11 protein-coding genes are annotated in these 14,994 nt (G+C 69.8%); 8 read left to right on the top strand and 3 right to left on the bottom strand.

Annotation, left to right across the window (positions count from 1 at the left end; all coding sequences use genetic code 11):
* The first annotated feature begins 69 nt into the window (after positions 1-69).
* Genes holA through rlmH form a run of 5 tightly spaced genes read left to right on the top strand, consistent with a single transcriptional unit; the run spans position 70 to position 4,031 of the window.
* Complete coding sequence (holA, locus tag HEP75_RS14160; RefSeq protein ID WP_185823949.1) at positions 70-1,104, top strand: DNA polymerase III subunit delta; 1,035 nt, start codon at positions 70-72, stop codon at positions 1,102-1,104.
* A 50-nt stretch (positions 1,105-1,154) separates the two neighbouring features.
* Complete coding sequence (nadD, locus tag HEP75_RS14155; protein ID WP_185823948.1) at positions 1,155-1,907, top strand: nicotinate-nucleotide adenylyltransferase; 753 nt, start codon at positions 1,155-1,157, stop codon at positions 1,905-1,907.
* Between the two features lie 55 nt (positions 1,908-1,962).
* Positions 1,963-2,382: a ribosome silencing factor gene (rsfS, locus tag HEP75_RS14150; protein WP_185813351.1), complete on the top strand. Its 420-nt coding sequence runs from the start codon at positions 1,963-1,965 to the stop codon at positions 2,380-2,382.
* The gene (locus HEP75_RS14145) at positions 2,375-3,538 is read left to right on the top strand and encodes a J domain-containing protein (RefSeq protein ID WP_185823947.1); all 1,164 of its coding nucleotides are present in this window, start codon (positions 2,375-2,377) and stop codon (positions 3,536-3,538) included. The genes rsfS and HEP75_RS14145 overlap by 8 nt, the downstream gene beginning before the upstream one ends.
* Positions 3,539-3,560: 22 nt before the next feature.
* A complete protein-coding gene (rlmH, locus tag HEP75_RS14140) occupies positions 3,561-4,031 on the top strand; it encodes a 23S rRNA (pseudouridine(1915)-N(3))-methyltransferase RlmH (RefSeq protein WP_053840845.1) in 471 nt (156 codons plus the stop codon).
* 150 nt (positions 4,032-4,181) lie between these two features.
* On the opposite strand, the gene HEP75_RS14135 is transcribed toward rlmH, so the two are convergent.
* From HEP75_RS14135 to HEP75_RS14125, 3 genes are all read right to left on the bottom strand, one after another.
* Positions 4,182-6,899 carry a TonB-dependent receptor gene (locus HEP75_RS14135; RefSeq protein ID WP_255424105.1) on the bottom strand — a complete coding sequence of 906 codons (2,718 nt, stop codon included), beginning with the start codon at positions 6,897-6,899 and terminating at the stop codon, positions 4,182-4,184.
* 225 nt (positions 6,900-7,124) lie between these two features.
* A complete protein-coding gene (locus HEP75_RS14130) occupies positions 7,125-7,796 on the bottom strand; it encodes an energy transducer TonB (RefSeq protein WP_185823945.1) in 672 nt (223 codons plus the stop codon).
* 235 nt (positions 7,797-8,031) lie between these two features.
* The gene (locus HEP75_RS14125) at positions 8,032-8,772 is read right to left on the bottom strand and encodes an SIMPL domain-containing protein (RefSeq protein ID WP_185823944.1); all 741 of its coding nucleotides are present in this window, start codon (positions 8,770-8,772) and stop codon (positions 8,032-8,034) included.
* A gap of 132 nt (positions 8,773-8,904) precedes the next feature.
* Here HEP75_RS14125 and HEP75_RS14120 point away from each other — a divergent pair, with 132 nt between their 5' ends.
* The 3 genes from HEP75_RS14120 to HEP75_RS14110 all read left to right on the top strand — a co-directional run bounded on the left by HEP75_RS14120 (position 8,905) and on the right by HEP75_RS14110 (position 14,985).
* Positions 8,905-9,471, top strand: a complete 567-nt coding sequence (locus HEP75_RS14120) for a Maf family nucleotide pyrophosphatase (protein WP_185823943.1) — start codon at positions 8,905-8,907, stop codon at positions 9,469-9,471.
* Positions 9,471-10,961: a ribonuclease G gene (gene rng / locus HEP75_RS14115; RefSeq protein WP_185813344.1), complete on the top strand. Its 1,491-nt coding sequence runs from the start codon at positions 9,471-9,473 to the stop codon at positions 10,959-10,961. Before HEP75_RS14120 ends, rng begins: the two co-directional genes overlap by 1 nt.
* 124 nt (positions 10,962-11,085) lie before the next feature.
* Entirely contained in the window at positions 11,086-14,985 is a 3,900-nt protein-coding gene (locus HEP75_RS14110; protein WP_185823942.1) for a YhdP family protein, read from the top strand.
* Positions 14,986-14,994: the final 9 nt, after the last annotated feature.

Raw genomic sequence — 14,994 nt, 5'->3', positions numbered from 1 at the left:
GCCGCCTGCCGCTCGCCCGTAACCGGCGATCCGCTGGCGGCGCGCAGCGACAGGCCCTAGGTTGCCGCCATGGAATTGCGTCCCGAACAGCTCGTCACCCAGCCGGCTTCGCAGCCGCTGCATCCGGTCTATCTGATCGCCGGCCCGGAAACCCTGCGCGTGCTCGAAGCCGCCGACGCGGTGCGTGCGCGTGCGCGCGCCGAAGGCATCGGCGAGCGCGAGGTGTTCGACGCCGACGGCCGCGATTTCGACTGGAGCCAGCTGTATTCCAGCTTCAACGCGCCGAGCCTGTTCAGCCCGCGCCGGCTGATCGAACTGCGCCTGCCCAGCGGCAAGCCCGGCAAGGAAGGCGGCGAGGTGATCAGCGCATTCTGCGCCGATCCGCCGCCGGACGTGGTGCTGCTGATCACCTGCAACGAATGGAGCAAGGCGCACCAGGGCAAGTGGGCCGACGCGGTCGGCCGGCTCGGGGTGATCGCGGTGGCCTGGGCGATCAAGCCGCACGAACTGGGCGACTGGATCGAGCGGCGCCTGCGCAGCAAGGGCCTGCGTGCCGACGCCGGCGCGGTGCAGCGCCTGGCCGAGCGGGTCGAAGGCAATCTGCTGGCCGCCGCGCAGGAGATCGACAAGCTGGCGTTGCTGGCCGACGGGCAGAGTCTGGACGTGGCGGCGATGGAGTCGCTGGTGGCCGATGCCGCGCGCTACGACGTGTTCCGCCTGGCCGAGGCCACCCTGGCCGGGCAGGCGCCGGCGGTCGGACGCATGCTCGCCGGCCTGCGCGCGGAGGGCGAAGCGGTGGCGGCCTTGCTGCCGATCCTGATCAAGGAACTGTTGCGCACCGCGGCGCTGGCCAAGGTCCAGGCGGCCGGCGGTAACCTGGCCGCGGAGATGAAGGGGCAGGGCATCTGGGAGTCGCGCCAGGCGCCGTTCAAGCGCGCGCTGCAGCGGCATGCCGAACCGCGCCGCTGGGAACGCTTCGCCGCCGAAGCCGGGCGCATCGACCGTATCGCCAAGGGCCGCGCCGACGGCGACGCCTGGATCGCGCTGGAGCGCCTGCTGCTGGCCATCGCCGAGGCGCGGGCGGTGCGGTTGTTGGTGGTATGACGGCCGGGATTCGGGATTGGGGATTGGGGATTGGCAACAGCGGCGATCCCATGGCGTCGGATGTTCGTGCAGAAGTTGCCGCCGTTGACGAATCCCCAATCCCGAATCCCGAATCCCGGCCTTTCCTCCACCTGATCTACGGCGGCACCTTCGACCCCATCCACAACGGCCATCTGGCGATCGCGCGGGCGGCGCGCGATGCGTTCGGGGTGCCGGTGCGGCTGATGCCGGCCGCCGATCCGCCGCATCGCCAGGCGCCGGGCGCCGATGCCCGGCAGCGCTGCGAGATGCTGGCGCTGGCGATCGACGGCGAAGCCGGGCTGTTGCTCGACCGGCACGAACTGCAGCGCGCGCTGGCGCGGCCGGGCGTGGCCTCGTACAGCATCGACACGGTGCGCGAACTGCGTGCCGAACTCGGCACCGACGCGCCGCTGGCATTGCTGATCGGCGCCGACAGCTTCGTCGGGTTCAATAGCTGGCGCGACTGGCGCGGCCTGCTCGACGCGGCGCATCTGGTCGTGGCCGACCGTGCTGGCAGCGGCTGGGAAGGCGCCTTGCCGGCCGAACTGGCGCAGGCGGTGGCCGGGCGCTGGGCGGCGTCGCCGCAGGCGCTGGCCGGCGCGCCGGGCGGCCTGCTGTGGTGCCTGCGGCAGCCGCTGCGCAGCGAATCGGCCAGCCAGGTGCGCGAGCGCATCGCCGCCGGCGACGACTGGGCGGCGCTGGTGCCGGCCGCGGTCGCGGACTACATCCGTGCCACCGGGCTGTATGCGGCGGCCCCCGGCGGCCCCGCGCCGGCTAGCTGAATACGCGTCTTCGCGTAGTTCCCTATAATTCGCCCATTCCATCGAGTTCGCACCTTTGTCCAGTCAAGCCCACGTCATCAAGACCCAACTGCCCAACCCGCCGCCGTCGTTGCCGGTACTGCTCGCCCATGTCCGCAACGCGCTCGACGAACTCAAGGCCAAGGACGCGGTGGAAATCGACGTGCGCGGCAAGTCCAGCGTCACCGATTACATGATCGTCGTCTCCGGCACCTCCACCCGCCACGTCAAGTCGATCGCCGACGAAGTGATCAAGCACGCCAAGAAGCTGGACGTGATGCCGCTGGGCGTGGAAGGCGAGCGCGAGGCCGAGTGGGTGCTGGTCGATCTCGGCGACGTGGTGGTGCACGTGATGCTGCCGCGGGTGCGCGAGTTCTATGCGCTGGAGCGGCTGTGGACGGTCGGCGACCAGCCGCCGAGCGACGACGACGGCGACGCACCGGCACGCGATGCCTAAGCGGCACGACGACGCGCGCGGCGCCGGCGGCGATGCGTCGCCGGTGCGGGTGCGCGTCGCGGTCGGCGAGGTCGCGCAGTCGCGCGCGACCCCCGCGCGCAAGCGCTTCGGCGCACTGATCGAACGTCTCGAGCGCACGCGCGTGCAATTGCGCGCCTGGCACGAGGCGTTGCCGCGTTGGGAACAGCGTTTCCACGAACAGGTCGAGCCGTTGCTGCAGGCGCGCGATACGGCGCAGGCGCAGCTGCTGCGGGAACTGGATGCGGCGCATGCCGCCTACAAGCTGAGCAAGCGCGATCGCGCCGATCTGTCCGAGGCGATCTGCGAACTGGCCGCGCTGCTGATCCAGGACGGTGGCGGCGACGAACTCAAGCGCATCTACGACCGCCACAGTCCGGTCGGTTTCGACCAGGGCCTGGCCGAGTCCGAGGCGCTGCTGACGTCGGTGATCGGCGAGGAGTTCGGCCTGACCGAGGAAGAGTTGCGGCATGTCCAGTCGCCAGAGGCGCTGTACGCGCAGGTGCAGGAGCGCCTGCAGGCGCAACAGGCGCACGCGGACGGGCGCGCGCAGCAGCGCGCGAAGCGTCGCCGCGCCGGTGCCGGCAAGCCAGCGGACAGCGTCGCCGATCCGCAACAGGCGCGCCGCGCGCTGTACCGCAACCTGGTCGCGGCCCTGCATCCGGACCGCGAGCCCGATCCGCAGCAGCGCGAACGCAAGACCGCGTTGATGCAGCGGCTCAACCAGGCCTATCGCGACGACGACCTGCTGACCCTGCTGGAACTGCAACTGGAGATCGGTCAACTGGATCAGGCCGCAATCGCGGCGATGGCCGAGGAACGGATTCGCGACTACAACAGCATGTTCGCCACGCAACTGAAGCAGGTCGAGCTGGAGCTGGCGCAGGTGGTCGATGACTTCATGGGGCGCTATGGCCTGTACGAAGAGCGTCGTCCGCAGCCGCAGCGCCTGGACGCGTTGCTGGCGCAGTTCAAGCGCCAGCTGCAGGACGAGATCCAGCAATGCGCCGAAGACCGTGCCGCGGCAAGTCGGCCGGATACGCTCAAGCAATGGATCAAGCTCTACCGTGCGCGCTTGATCGAGCAGCAGATCGACGACGGCATGTTCGACGTGGCGTTCGTGCCGGAGCGCTGGTGAGGCGCGCGTTGCGGTCGCGGCGGTGAAGGCGCGCCTCATCGCCACCGGCGAACGCGCGCCCGCCTGGGTCGCGCAGGGCTTCGCCGAATACCGCAAGCGCCTGTCGCACTGGCTGCCGCTGGAGCTGGTCGAGATCGAACCCGGGTTGCGCGGAAAGGGCCGTGATGCGCAGCGCGCGATCGAGGACGAAGGCCGCCGGGTGCTCGCCGCGCTGCCGAAGAACGCGCTGGTGGTGGCGCTGGACGTGCCAGGCAAGCCGTACAGTTCCGAACAGCTGGCGCAACGCATGGAACACTGGCGCGGGCAGGGCCGCGACCTGGCGCTGCTGATCGGCGGTCCCGAAGGCCATTCGCCTGAGGTGCTGGCGGTGGCCGGCGAATCCTGGTCGCTGGGTCCGCTGACCCTGCCGCACATGCTGGTGCGGCTGGTGGTGGCCGAACAGCTGTACCGCGCCGCGGCGATGCTGGCCAACCATCCCTACCATCGCGCGTGATCGTCGGGTTCGCCTGATACGCCTGGTGCGTGCACTACGCGCCAGCCGCGCGTCGCCGGCAGCGAAATCGCAATGCGCCTTGTGCAGCATCTGCAAACAAAAAAACCCGGGCTCGCGCCCGGGCTTTTTCGTGTAGCGCAACGCGTTCGATCAGTTGAACGTGTACTTGGCGCCCACCGTGAAGTAGCGGCCGACCGCGCCGCTGAAGTGCAGCGGGTTGTAGTTGACGCCGCCGTAGGTGGCCGGATCCAGTGGAGCGATCCGGTCGAACACGTTCTGAACCGAAGCGTTCAGTTCGAACGCATCGGTCACGTTCCAGCGGCCCGACATATCGAAGGTCGTGAACGAGGCGATCTTCTCGACCGGGCTGCCGTCCGCGTAGAACGCCAGGTAGTCGCCGCCGCGGCGGTCCTTGTTCTCGATGCTGTCGATGTAGTTGACCACGCCGCTGACGCTCCAGCTGCCCTGCTTCCAGGTGGTGCCGAAGTTGACGCGGTCCTGCGGGGTGCCGATGCAGTTGGTCACGTCGCAGTTGCCGTGGGTGCCGACGTAGTCGACCGTGCCGCTAGCGCCAGTGCGCTCGAACTTGAGCAGGTGGCTCCACTGCGCATCCAGCTCCAACTGGCCCGGGCCGATGGCGAAGGTCTGGCGGATGTCGGTATCGATGCCACGCACACGCGAGGAATTGGCGTTCACGTAATCGGAATTGACCGCCAGGATGGTGCCGCTGTTGGCCACGCCACCGATGTCGTTGCTGTCGCGCAGCACATTGCCGGCGAGGATCGCGTCTCTGGTGTCGCTTTGGGCGATCTCGTTGGTCCGCTTGATTTCCCAAGCGTCCACGGTCAGCGAAGTGCTGGAGGTCGGCTGCAGCACGAAACCCACCGAGTAGCTTTTGGACTCTTCCGGCTTCAGCGCCGAATTCGGACGGGTGATGATCGCCACCGAGCGCGCGGTGCATTCGTTAGCCGGGTCGATCGCGCAGCGCACCGGGTCGGATGCGTTGGAGAACGCGGCCAGGCCGCCATCGCCGTTCTCGGCCGGGTTCGGCGCGCGGAAGCCTTCGGCGTAGGTGGCGCGCAAGGCGATCCAGTCGGCCGGGGTCCACTTCACGCCGAGCTTCGGCGTGGCTTTGCCGTCGCCGCTCTCGTACTTGTCGTAGCGCACCGCCGCCGACAGTTCCAGCTGCTCCAGCACCGGCGCCGACAGCTCGGCGTAGGCGGCATAGACGTTCTGGGTACCATCGTAGGCCGAGTAGCCCAGGCCGATGATGTCGCCGACGTCGGTGTAGGTCTGCGGGGTCAGGCTGTTGCTGGTCTTGCGCCATTCGGTACCCAGCGCCAGGCCCAGCGGGCCGCCCTGCAGGTCGGCCAGGCTGCGCGAGACCTTGAAGTCGAACATGTCCAGGCTGGACTTGGCGCGTGCGCTGATGGTCGGCGAGATGTAGTCGTACAACGCCTGCGAGTTCAGCCCGGCGTTGTCGCCGATGCGCCAGGTGCCGGCCGCGCAGGCCGGGTTGCCCAGCACGCACTGCACTGCGCTGTAGCGCAGGAAGCCGGTGCGCTTGTTGACCAGGTCGGTGCCCGAATGCAGGTAGGCGGTGTCGTAGCTCCACTCGCCCCAATTGCCCTTGACCCCGACCAGGAAGCGGTTGAACTCGTTGGTGTTGTCGGTCACGCGCGGACCCACATCCCAGGCGCTGTAGCGCACGCGCGCGGCGTAGGGCAGCGGATTGTCGGGATGACCGGCATAGAGCGTGGTGGCGCCGGCGCCGCTGTTGGCGTTGACCGGGCCGCCGGGATAGCCCCAGCCGCCGGACACGCTGGACGGGGTATTGGAGAACACGGTTTCCTTCTTCGAGTAGCCGATCTCGGTGTAGATTTCGCCGCCTTCGCCGAAGGCGAAGCTGGCGCGGCCGAACACGTTGACGTACTTCTCTTCCGGACTCAGGTCGCGGTACAGCTGGGCCGGATCCCACAGGCAACCCTGGGCCTGGGCCGTGGCATCGGACTGGCCAGGAATCGTGGTCAAGCCGGCACAACCAGGCAGGGCGACAAGCTGCGGCGTGGCGGCGTTGTTGAACACCGAGCCGTTCGGACCCACGCCGCCAGCGGTGCCGCCGCTGAGGTAGGCGCCGCCGAGGAACTGTGCGTCGTCGGCAGCGTAGCCGTAGCGGCGGGTGTCGCCGGTGCCGATCCACTTGCGGTCCTTGCGGTCGCTGATCTTGATCGCGTCGGACTTGCCCACGTCCAGGCTGAAGAACGCGTTCCAGCCGTCGTTGGCCAGGTTGCCGGTGCCGGCGGTCAGGGTCGCCTTGCGCGCGTTGCCGTCGCTGTCGCCGGACATGCCATAGGAGCCGCGCAAGATCGCGCCTTCGAAGTCGCTGCGCAGGATGATGTTGACCACGCCGGCGATGGCGTCGGAGCCATAGATCGCCGAGGCGCCGTCCTTCAGGATGTCGATCCGCTCGACCGCGTCCAGCGGAATGGTGCTCAGGTCGGTGAACACCTTCTGGCCGTCGTCGGCCAGGCCGTAGGTGGCCATGCGCCGGCCGTTCAACAGCACCAGGGTGGAGCCGGCACCGAGGCCGCGCAGCGAGATGCCGGCGCCGCCGCCGGCGAAGCCGTTGCCGAAGCTCTTGGGAATCGAGCCGGCGCCATCGGAGGTCAGCGTCTGCAGGTATTCGGCCACCGTGCTCTTGCCGGTACGGTCGATTTCCTGGCGGGTGACCACCTGGACCGGGGACGGGGTTTCGGTATTGGTACGGGGGATGTTGGAGCCGGTGACGGTGATGCGGTCGAGGTTGGTCGCCGCTTCCTGCGCGAATGCCGCCGGTGCTGCCGCGGTGGTGGCCAGGGCGCTGGCAATGCACGCGCATAGCGCAAGGCGGCGGGTCGCACGCCGTTGATTCTGGGTGTTCACAGTTTCTCTCCTAACTGGAAACGCAAGTTTTGATTTCTAATGGAGCAATTGGCGCCGACTTATGGTGTCCGGCTGCGTGCCATCTAGGTGCATTTATCGTGAATAAATAGTGAATTTTTCGATTGAACGGCCCCGGCGGATAGCCGCTGCGCCGGGACCGTTCCCCGCCCATCAACGGCCTAGCGAAAAATCCACCGGCACCAAGCCATAAGCCTGAACCGGCACTCCTTGCTGCAATGCAGCATGAAACTTCCAGCGCTTCAGCACCTGCTCACGCGCGGCCTGGTCGAGGATCCGGTGGCCGCTGCTCTTGGCGATGCTGACCTCCAGCGGCTGGCCGTCGACGCCGACCAGCACGCGCAGCAACACGCTGCCCTGCAGGCCGTCGCGCAGCGCATCGCGCGGGTAGGGCGGGGCCGGCGCACGCAGGTATTGCAGCTGCATGCCGGCGACCGGTGCGCCGACCTGATCCGACGGCACGCTCGGCTCGGCCGCGGTGGGCGCCGGATCGGCGGCCTCGGCCTGCATCGGCATCGGGCTGGTGTCGGCCAGCGGCGCCTGCACCGGCGTCGGGACCGGCACGGCGGTCGGTACCCGCGGCTGGGTCATGGGTCGTTTCTCGGGCAGCACCGTGGCTTGCGGCGGCGTTGGCGTGACCGGGACCACGATCGGTTGTTGCCAGACGGGTTGCGCCTTGGCCGGCTCCTGCGGCGGCGCCACATGCGAGAGCGGGATCAGCAACAGCAGCATTGCCAACAGGTGCAGCCCGATCGCGGCGCTGAGCGCCAGGATCCGCGACAGGTCGATACCGAACGAGGGAGCGGGGAGTTGCGTGCGAACCATGATCCACCTCCATGATGAGTGCGTCTTGTGGACTTGCGGTACGACCAAACGCGCCAGCGCGGCGGACGGGGTCGATGCGGCACCCGCCCGCGTCTCCGACATTGCGCCTGTTGCAGCTGCCATGGCAAGCGCCGGCAGCGGACCGCACGGCAGCGCCGCGCCACGCGATCGCATGACGCGGAAACGACGACGGCGCCCGCAGGCGCCGTCGTCGGCAAGCTGGTGCGAGCGGGGCTTACTTGCCCAGTTCGAACACCACGTCCAGGTTGACCGACACGCTGCTCTCGCCGGTCGCCACCGGGGTGCTGTCCATCTCCGCCTTCATCGCCATCGTGCGCATCATCGGCATCATCGGCCGCACGCCGCCGCCGCCGCCTTCGGAGATGCTGACGATGCGGCGCACGCGCAGGCCCAGCGACTTGGCATAGGTCTGCGCGCGGGCCTGCGCCTTCTTCAGCGCATCGACCCGGGCCTGGTCGTACAGCGGTTCCGGATCGTCGATCTCGAAGGTGGGGCCGTTGATCTGGTTGGCGCCCTGCGCGGCCAGCGCGTCCAGCACCTTGCCGAGCTTGGCGATGTCGCGCACTTTCAGGTTGACCGAGTTGCTGGCCTGGTAGCCGAGGATCTGCGGGGCCTGGTTCTCGACGTACTTGTACTGCGGGCTGAGATTGATGCCGCTGGTCTGCACGTCCTTGTCGGCGATGCCGGCGGCGCGCACCGCGGTCAGCACCTTGGTCATCTGTTCGGCGTTCTGGCGCATCGCCGCGGCGCTGTCGCTGGCCTGGCTGACCACGCCGGCCGACAGCGTGGCCACGTCCGGCGCGTGCTTGGCCTCGGCCTGGGCGGCGATGTTGAGCAGGGTGCCGTCGGCGGGCACAGCGTAGCCCGGTGCGGCGGTTTGGGCATGGGCGGTCATCGTGCCTCCTAGGGCGAGGGTCAGGGCCAGCAGCAGCGGACGGATCGAGGGTGCACGCATTGGAGGTTCTCCTTGAAAGTGAGGCGAGGGTGTTGCCGCGACGATGAACGCGTCGTGATTCGGAGCGGGGTCGAGTGTGCGCCTGCGGAATTAGCGATCGTTCAGTCAGGCCCGCCGGGTTATCCTTCAGCCATGCTGTATCTCGCTTCCCGTTCCCCCCGCAGAAACGAACTGCTGACGCGCCTGGGCGTGCCGTTCCGGATCCTCGATCTGGAGGTGCCGGAAGTGCGCGCGGCCGACGAATCTGCGCAAGCCTATGTGCGCCGCGTGGCATTGGACAAGGCCCGCGCCGGCATGGCGCAGCTTGCCGGTGCGGCCGATGCGGTGGTGCTCGGCGCCGACACCGAGGTGGTGCTGGACGATCGCGTGTTCGGCAAGCCGGCCGACGCCGCCGACGCGGCGGCGATGCTGTCCGCGCTGTCCGCGCGCACCCACCAGGCGATCACCGCGGTGGCGCTGGTCTCAGCGGCGCGCGAGGAGGTGCTGCTGGTGCCGACCCAGGTCAGCTTCGCGGCCTTGTCGGCGCAGGACATCGCCGACTACGTGGCCAGCGGCGAACCGATGGGGCGCGCCGGCGCCTATGCGATCCAGGGCGGCGCCGAGCGCTTCGTCAGCCGCCTGGACGGCAGTTATTCCGGGGTGATGGGCCTGCCCCTGCACCAAACTTCCCAACTGCTGCGCGCCTTCGGAGTGCTTTGATGTCGCAAGAGATCCTGGTCAACGTCACACCGCGCGAGACCCGGGTGGCCGTCATCGAGAACGGCATGCTGCAGGAACTGCACATCGAGCGCGGCTGGCGCCGCGGGGTGGTGGGCAACATCTACAAGGGCCGGGTGCAGCGGGTCATGCCGGGCATGCAGGCGGCGTTCGTCGAGGTCGGGCTGGAGCGCGCGGCGTTCCTGCACGCCAACGACGTGGTGCGGCCGGCGCCGGTGGCCAACGGCGACACCGACGAGGCGCCGCCGTTGCCGGTGGCGTCGGGGGTGCCGATCGTGGAGCTGCTGCGCGACGGCCAGGACATCGTGGTGCAGGTGGTCAAGGACCCGATCGGCAGCAAGGGCGCGCGGCTGACCACGCAGATCAGCATTCCCTCGCGCTATCTGGTGCTGCTGCCGCAGTCGCGGGTGATCGGGGTGTCGGCGCGGATCGAGGACGAAGCCGAGCGGCTGCGCCTGAAGACCCTGGTCGCCGACCTGGCCGCCAGCCACGGCGGCTTCGGCTACATCATCCGCACCAACGCCGAGGGCCAGCCGGCCGAAGCGCTGGCCGAAGACATCGCCTACCTGTCGCGGGTGTGGGCGGTGGTCGAACGGCGCGGCCGCGACGGCGCCCCGGCCAGCATCATCTACGAAGACCTGAGCCTGCCGCTGCGCGCGGTGCGCGACCTGATCCGCAAGGACGTGGAGAAGGTCAAGGTCGATTCGCACGAGACCTTCGAACGGCTGCAGGCGTTCGTCGCCAAGTACATGCCGATCCTGGCCGAGCGCCTGGAGCTGTACACCGGCGATCGCCCGATCTTCGACCTGTACGGTGTGGAGGACGAGATCGCGCGCGCGCTGGACAAGCAGGTGCCGCTGAAGTCCGGCGGCTACCTGGTCATCGACCAGACCGAGGCGATGACCACCATCGACGTCAACACCGGCTCGTTCCTGGGCCAGCGCAACCTCGAGGAAACGGTGTTCCGCACCAACCTGGAGGCGGCGCAGGCGGTGGCGCGGCAGCTGCGGCTGCGCAACCTGGGCGGCATCATCATCATCGACTTCATCGACATGGACGATGCCGAGCATCGCCGCCAGGTGCTGCGCACGCTGGAGAAGGCCTTGTCGCGCGACCACGCCAAGACCACGGTGTACGAGTTCTCGCCGCTGGGCCTGGTCGAGATGACCCGCAAGCGCACCGTCGAGAGCCTGGAGCGGCAGCTGTCCGAGCCGTGCCCGGAATGCAGCGGGCGCGGTTCGATCAAGACCGCCGAGACCGTGACCTACGAGATCTTCCGCGAGATCACCCGCGCGGTGCGCCAGTTCGACGCGGCGCGGCTGCTGGTGATCGCCTCGAGCAAGGTGGTGGCGCGGATCACCGACGAGGAATCCTCGGCGGTGGCCGAGCTGGAAGAGTTCCTCGGCAAGACCATCCGCTTCCAGGCCGACGAGCAATACCTGCAGGAGCAGTTCGACGTGGTGTTGTTGTGAAGCCGGGATTCGGGATTCGGGATTGGGGATTGGTTGAGCGGCGTGATCGCAACCGGTTGCTGTCCGCGCGCGTCGCTTCGGCATTTGCGAATCCCCAATCCCGAATGCCCAATCCCCGCCGTTGATGCCTACCCCCCTGCGCCGCCGCCTGCGCCTGGCTCGCCGTTTCGCGTTCTACGCGGTGGCGATCGGGCTGGTGTGCGTGGCGCTGGTGGTGGGGGCGCTGAGCCAGGCGCTGCCGTTCGTGGAGCGGCATCCGCAGCGGATCCAAGCCTGGCTCAGCGAGCGCGCCGGGCGCCCGATCCAGTTCGACCGGGTCGAGACCGCGTGGACCCGGCGCGGTCCGCTGTTGCGCCTGGATGGCCTGCGCGTGGGCGCCGGCGACGGCGTGCGCGTCGGCCAGGCCGAGGTGCTGGTGTCGATGTACGCCGGTCTGTTGCCGGGCCGCTCGTTCACCGAGCTGCGCCTGCGCGGGCTGGCGCTGACCCTGCTGCGCGGCGCCGACGGCAGCTGGTCGGTGCAGGGCCTGCCGACCACCGGGCAGGGCGGCGATCCGCTGGACGCGCTGCAGGGCCTGGGCGAGCTGCAGGTCATCGATGGCCGGCTGGCGGTGCATGCGCCGGAACTGGGCGTGGAGGCGACGTTGCCGAAGATCGATCTGCGCCTGCGCGTGGACGGCGACCGCCTGCGCGTCGGTGCGCAGGGCTGGATCGATCCCCGGCAGGCGCCGCTGACCGCGGTGCTGGACATGGATCGCCGGCGCGGCAACGGCCAGGCCTATGTGGCCGCGCGCCCGGCCGAGCTGGCCGGCTGGTCGGGCCTGCTGCAGGCCGGTGGCATCCGGGTCGATGGCGGCGCCGGCCAGGTGCAGGGCTGGGCGCAGTTGCGGCAGCATCGCATCGTCGGGGTCAGCGTCGAGGCCACGCTGCGCGACCTGCGCCTGAGCGGCGCGGCGCCGGCCGCCGGTGGCGCGCGGCCGCAGACCGCGTTCACCACGCTGCGCGCCACCGCGCGCTGGCGGCAGATCGACGGCGGCTGGCGGCTGGATGCGCCGCAGTTGCAGATCGGCCAGGCGGGCCAGCCGGCGCAGCGCCTGGACGGACTGACCGTGGCCGGCGGGCGCCGCTTCGCGTTGCTCGGCGAGCGCCTGGACCTGGCGCCGCTGCTGGCAGTGGCCGCGCTCAGCGACGGCCTGTCGCCGAACCTGCGCGCCTGGTTGCACGCGGCGCGGCCGCGGCTGCAGCTGACCCAGGTGGCGCTGACCGGCACCGCCGGCGGGCCGCTGTACGGCCAGGGCCGCCTGAGCGAGCTGGCGTTCGCGCCGGTCGGGCAGTCGCCCGGTGTGAGCGGCCTGCGTGGCCGCTTCGATGGCGACGCGCAGGGCGGCGAGCTGGTGCTGGACGCCGCCAGCCCGGTGCGTTTCGACTGGCCCAGCGGGTTTGGCGTGCCCCACGACGTGCAACTGGCCGGGCGCATCGTGGTGTTCCGCGATGGCGAGGACCTGCGCGTGGCGACGCCTGCGCTGCGCGTGCAGGGCACCGATTACGGCGCCGACTTCCGCGGCGGGCTGCGCTTCCAGGCCGACGGCTCAAGGCCATGGATCGATCTGGCCGCCGAGCTGCAGGACGCGCCGGTGGTGGCGGCGAAGAAATTCTGGGTGCATTCAAAGATGAGCAAGGCCGCCACCGACTGGCTGGACGCCGCGCTGCAGGGCGGGCGCCTGCGCGGCGGCCGCGCGCTGGTGTCCGGCGACCTGGACCAGTGGCCGTTCGTCGACCACAACGGCCGCTTCGAGGCCAGCGCGCGGCTGGACGACGGCAAGGTCCGTTTCCAGCGCGAATGGCCGGCGGTGGAGAAGGTGGACGCCGACGTCGTGTTCATCGGCAATGGCTTCCAGGTCCAAGGCCGCGGCGAGATGGGCGGGGTGCCGGTGGAGCGGCTGTCGGCGACCTTGCCCGACTACAAAGAGGGCCAGCTCAGCGTGCTGGCCAGCAGCCGCGCCGAGACCGGGCAGTTGCTGGCGATGCTGCGGCAGAGTCCGTTGCGCAAGCGCTATGGCGACACCCTGGACGCGCTCAGCGCCTCCGGCCCGGCCGAGGTCAGTTTCGACCTGCTGCAGCCGTTGCGCCGCGACGTGGGCGTGCATCATCTGCGCGGCAAGGTGGAACTGCTCGGCGCGCACATCGCCGACCGCCGCTGGGATGTGGCCTTCGACGACATGCGCGGCAGTGCCGACTATCGCGATACCGGTTTCGAGGCGCCCAAACTGGCGGTGCAGTACGCCGGCCATGCCGGCGAACTGGCGCTGCGCGCCGGCGATGGCGTGAGCGATCCGCAGCAGGCCTTCGAGGCGGCGCTGAGCGCCTCGGTGGACGCCGACGAACTGCTCGACCGGGCGCCGGAAATGGCCTGGCTCAAGCCGTTCGTGCAGGGCCGCTCGCGCTGGAACATCGGCGTCGGCATGCCCAAGACCGCCGATGGCGGGGTACAGCCGCCGACCCGCCTGCAGCTGCATTCGGATCTGGTCGGGACGCAGTTGCTGTTTCCGGCGCCGATGGACAAGGGCGTGGCCGCGCCGCTGGCGACCTCGGTCAACGTGCCGCTGCCGGTCGGCACTGGGCGCATCGAGGTGGCCTTCGGCAAGCTGATGGCGCTAGTCGCGCGCAGCCAGAACGGCAAGACCGGGGTCAAGGTGGTGATGGGCAGCGACCACGTGGCCGAGGATCCGCCTAGCAGCGGCCTGACCGTGAGCGGCCGCACCGCCTCGTTGAACGCGATCGACTGGATCGGCCTGGTCAGTGGCCCGGATCCGAACAAGTCGACCACGCCGGGCGCCGAAGACCCGATGCCGCTGCGCCAGATCGACGTGCTGGCCGATCATCTGCTGCTGCTCGGCGGCGTGTTCGACAACACCCGGCTGCGGCTGCAGCCGCAGGCCGACACGGTGGCGGTGCATCTGGACGGACCGGCGTTGGCCGGCGAACTCAGCGTGCCGAGCAAGGAGGGCGGGGTACTCGGCGGCCGGCTGGCGCGGGTGCACTGGCGCGCCGCGCCGGCGGCGAGCGCGCCTGCGTCCGCGGCCGCGGCGCCGGCCAACGCGGCATCCGATGCAACACCCGCGGCTGCGTCTGCCGCTGCGGCGGTGCGGCCGCTGACCGAGGCGATCGACCCGGCCTCGATCCCGGCGCTGGCGCTGGACGTGGACGACCTGCGTTTCGGCGCGATGAACCTCGGCGCCGCCTCGCTGCGCACCCGCAAGCTGGGCGACGGCATGCAGGTGGACCAGCTGCACCTGCGCTCGGACAAGCAGAAGATCGACATCAGCGGCGACTGGCGCGGCAAGGGCGCCACCGCGCGCACCCAGCTCAGCGCCAGCGTGGACAGCCAGGACCTGGGCGAACTGATGCAGAACCTGGACTTCGGCGGCCAGCTGCGCGGCGGCGAAGGCACGCTCAGCCTGCGCGCCGCCTGGCCCGGCGATCCGGCCGGGTTCCAGCTGGCCACGCTGCAGGGCCAGCTCGACGTGGCCGCGCGCAATGGCCAGCTGCTGGAACTGAACCCCGGCGCCGGGCGCGTGCTCGGCCTGCTCAGCGTGGCGCAGCTGCCGCGCCGGCTGATGTTCGATTTCCGCGATTTCTTCTCCAAGGGCTTCGCCTTCAACCGCATCGACGGCCAGGTGCAGTTCGGCAACGGCGTGGCGCGCAGCGAGTCGATGCTGATCGACGGCCCGGCCGCGGAGATCAAGGTGCGCGGGCAGGCCGACCTGCGCGCGCAGCAGTTCGACCAGACCATCGACGTCAATCCCAAATCCGGCAATCTGCTGACCGTGGTCGGCGCGGTCGCCGGCGGCCCGGTCGGCGCGGCGGTCGGCGCGGCCGCCAACGCGGTGCTGGGCAAGCCGCTGGGCGCGATCGGCGCGCGCACCTACCGCGTCACCGGCCCGTGGAAGGATCCCAAGGTGGAGGTGGTCGAGCGCGAATCGGCGCGTCCGCCGGTGCCGCCCGCGTCGTCCAGAAGTCCCTGAATCGGCGCC

The organism is Xanthomonas sp. SI (assembly GCF_014236855.1).
In the GTDB taxonomy this organism is placed as follows: Bacteria; Pseudomonadota; Gammaproteobacteria; order Xanthomonadales; family Xanthomonadaceae; genus Xanthomonas_A.
The sequence above is the reverse complement of the archived record's forward strand: the minus strand, read 5'-3'. Positions and strand labels throughout refer to the sequence as shown.

What these genes read in the sequence shown, in the direction of transcription:
- holA (WP_185823949.1), top strand. Translation starts at nt 70, where the DNA reads ATGGAATTGCGTCCCGAACAGCTCGTCACCCAGCCGGCTTCGCAGCCG.
- nadD (WP_185823948.1), top strand. Translation starts at nt 1,155, where the DNA reads ATGGCGTCGGATGTTCGTGCAGAAGTTGCCGCCGTTGACGAATCCCCA.
- HEP75_RS14145 (WP_185823947.1), top strand. Translation starts at nt 2,375, where the DNA reads ATGCCTAAGCGGCACGACGACGCGCGCGGCGCCGGCGGCGATGCGTCG.
- HEP75_RS14130 (WP_185823945.1), bottom strand. Translation starts at nt 7,796, where the DNA reads ATGGTTCGCACGCAACTCCCCGCTCCCTCGTTCGGTATCGACCTGTCG.
- HEP75_RS14125 (WP_185823944.1), bottom strand. Translation starts at nt 8,772, where the DNA reads ATGCGTGCACCCTCGATCCGTCCGCTGCTGCTGGCCCTGACCCTCGCC.
- HEP75_RS14120 (WP_185823943.1), top strand. Translation starts at nt 8,905, where the DNA reads ATGCTGTATCTCGCTTCCCGTTCCCCCCGCAGAAACGAACTGCTGACG.
- rng (WP_185813344.1), top strand. Translation starts at nt 9,471, where the DNA reads ATGTCGCAAGAGATCCTGGTCAACGTCACACCGCGCGAGACCCGGGTG.
- HEP75_RS14110 (WP_185823942.1), top strand. Translation starts at nt 11,086, where the DNA reads ATGCCTACCCCCCTGCGCCGCCGCCTGCGCCTGGCTCGCCGTTTCGCG.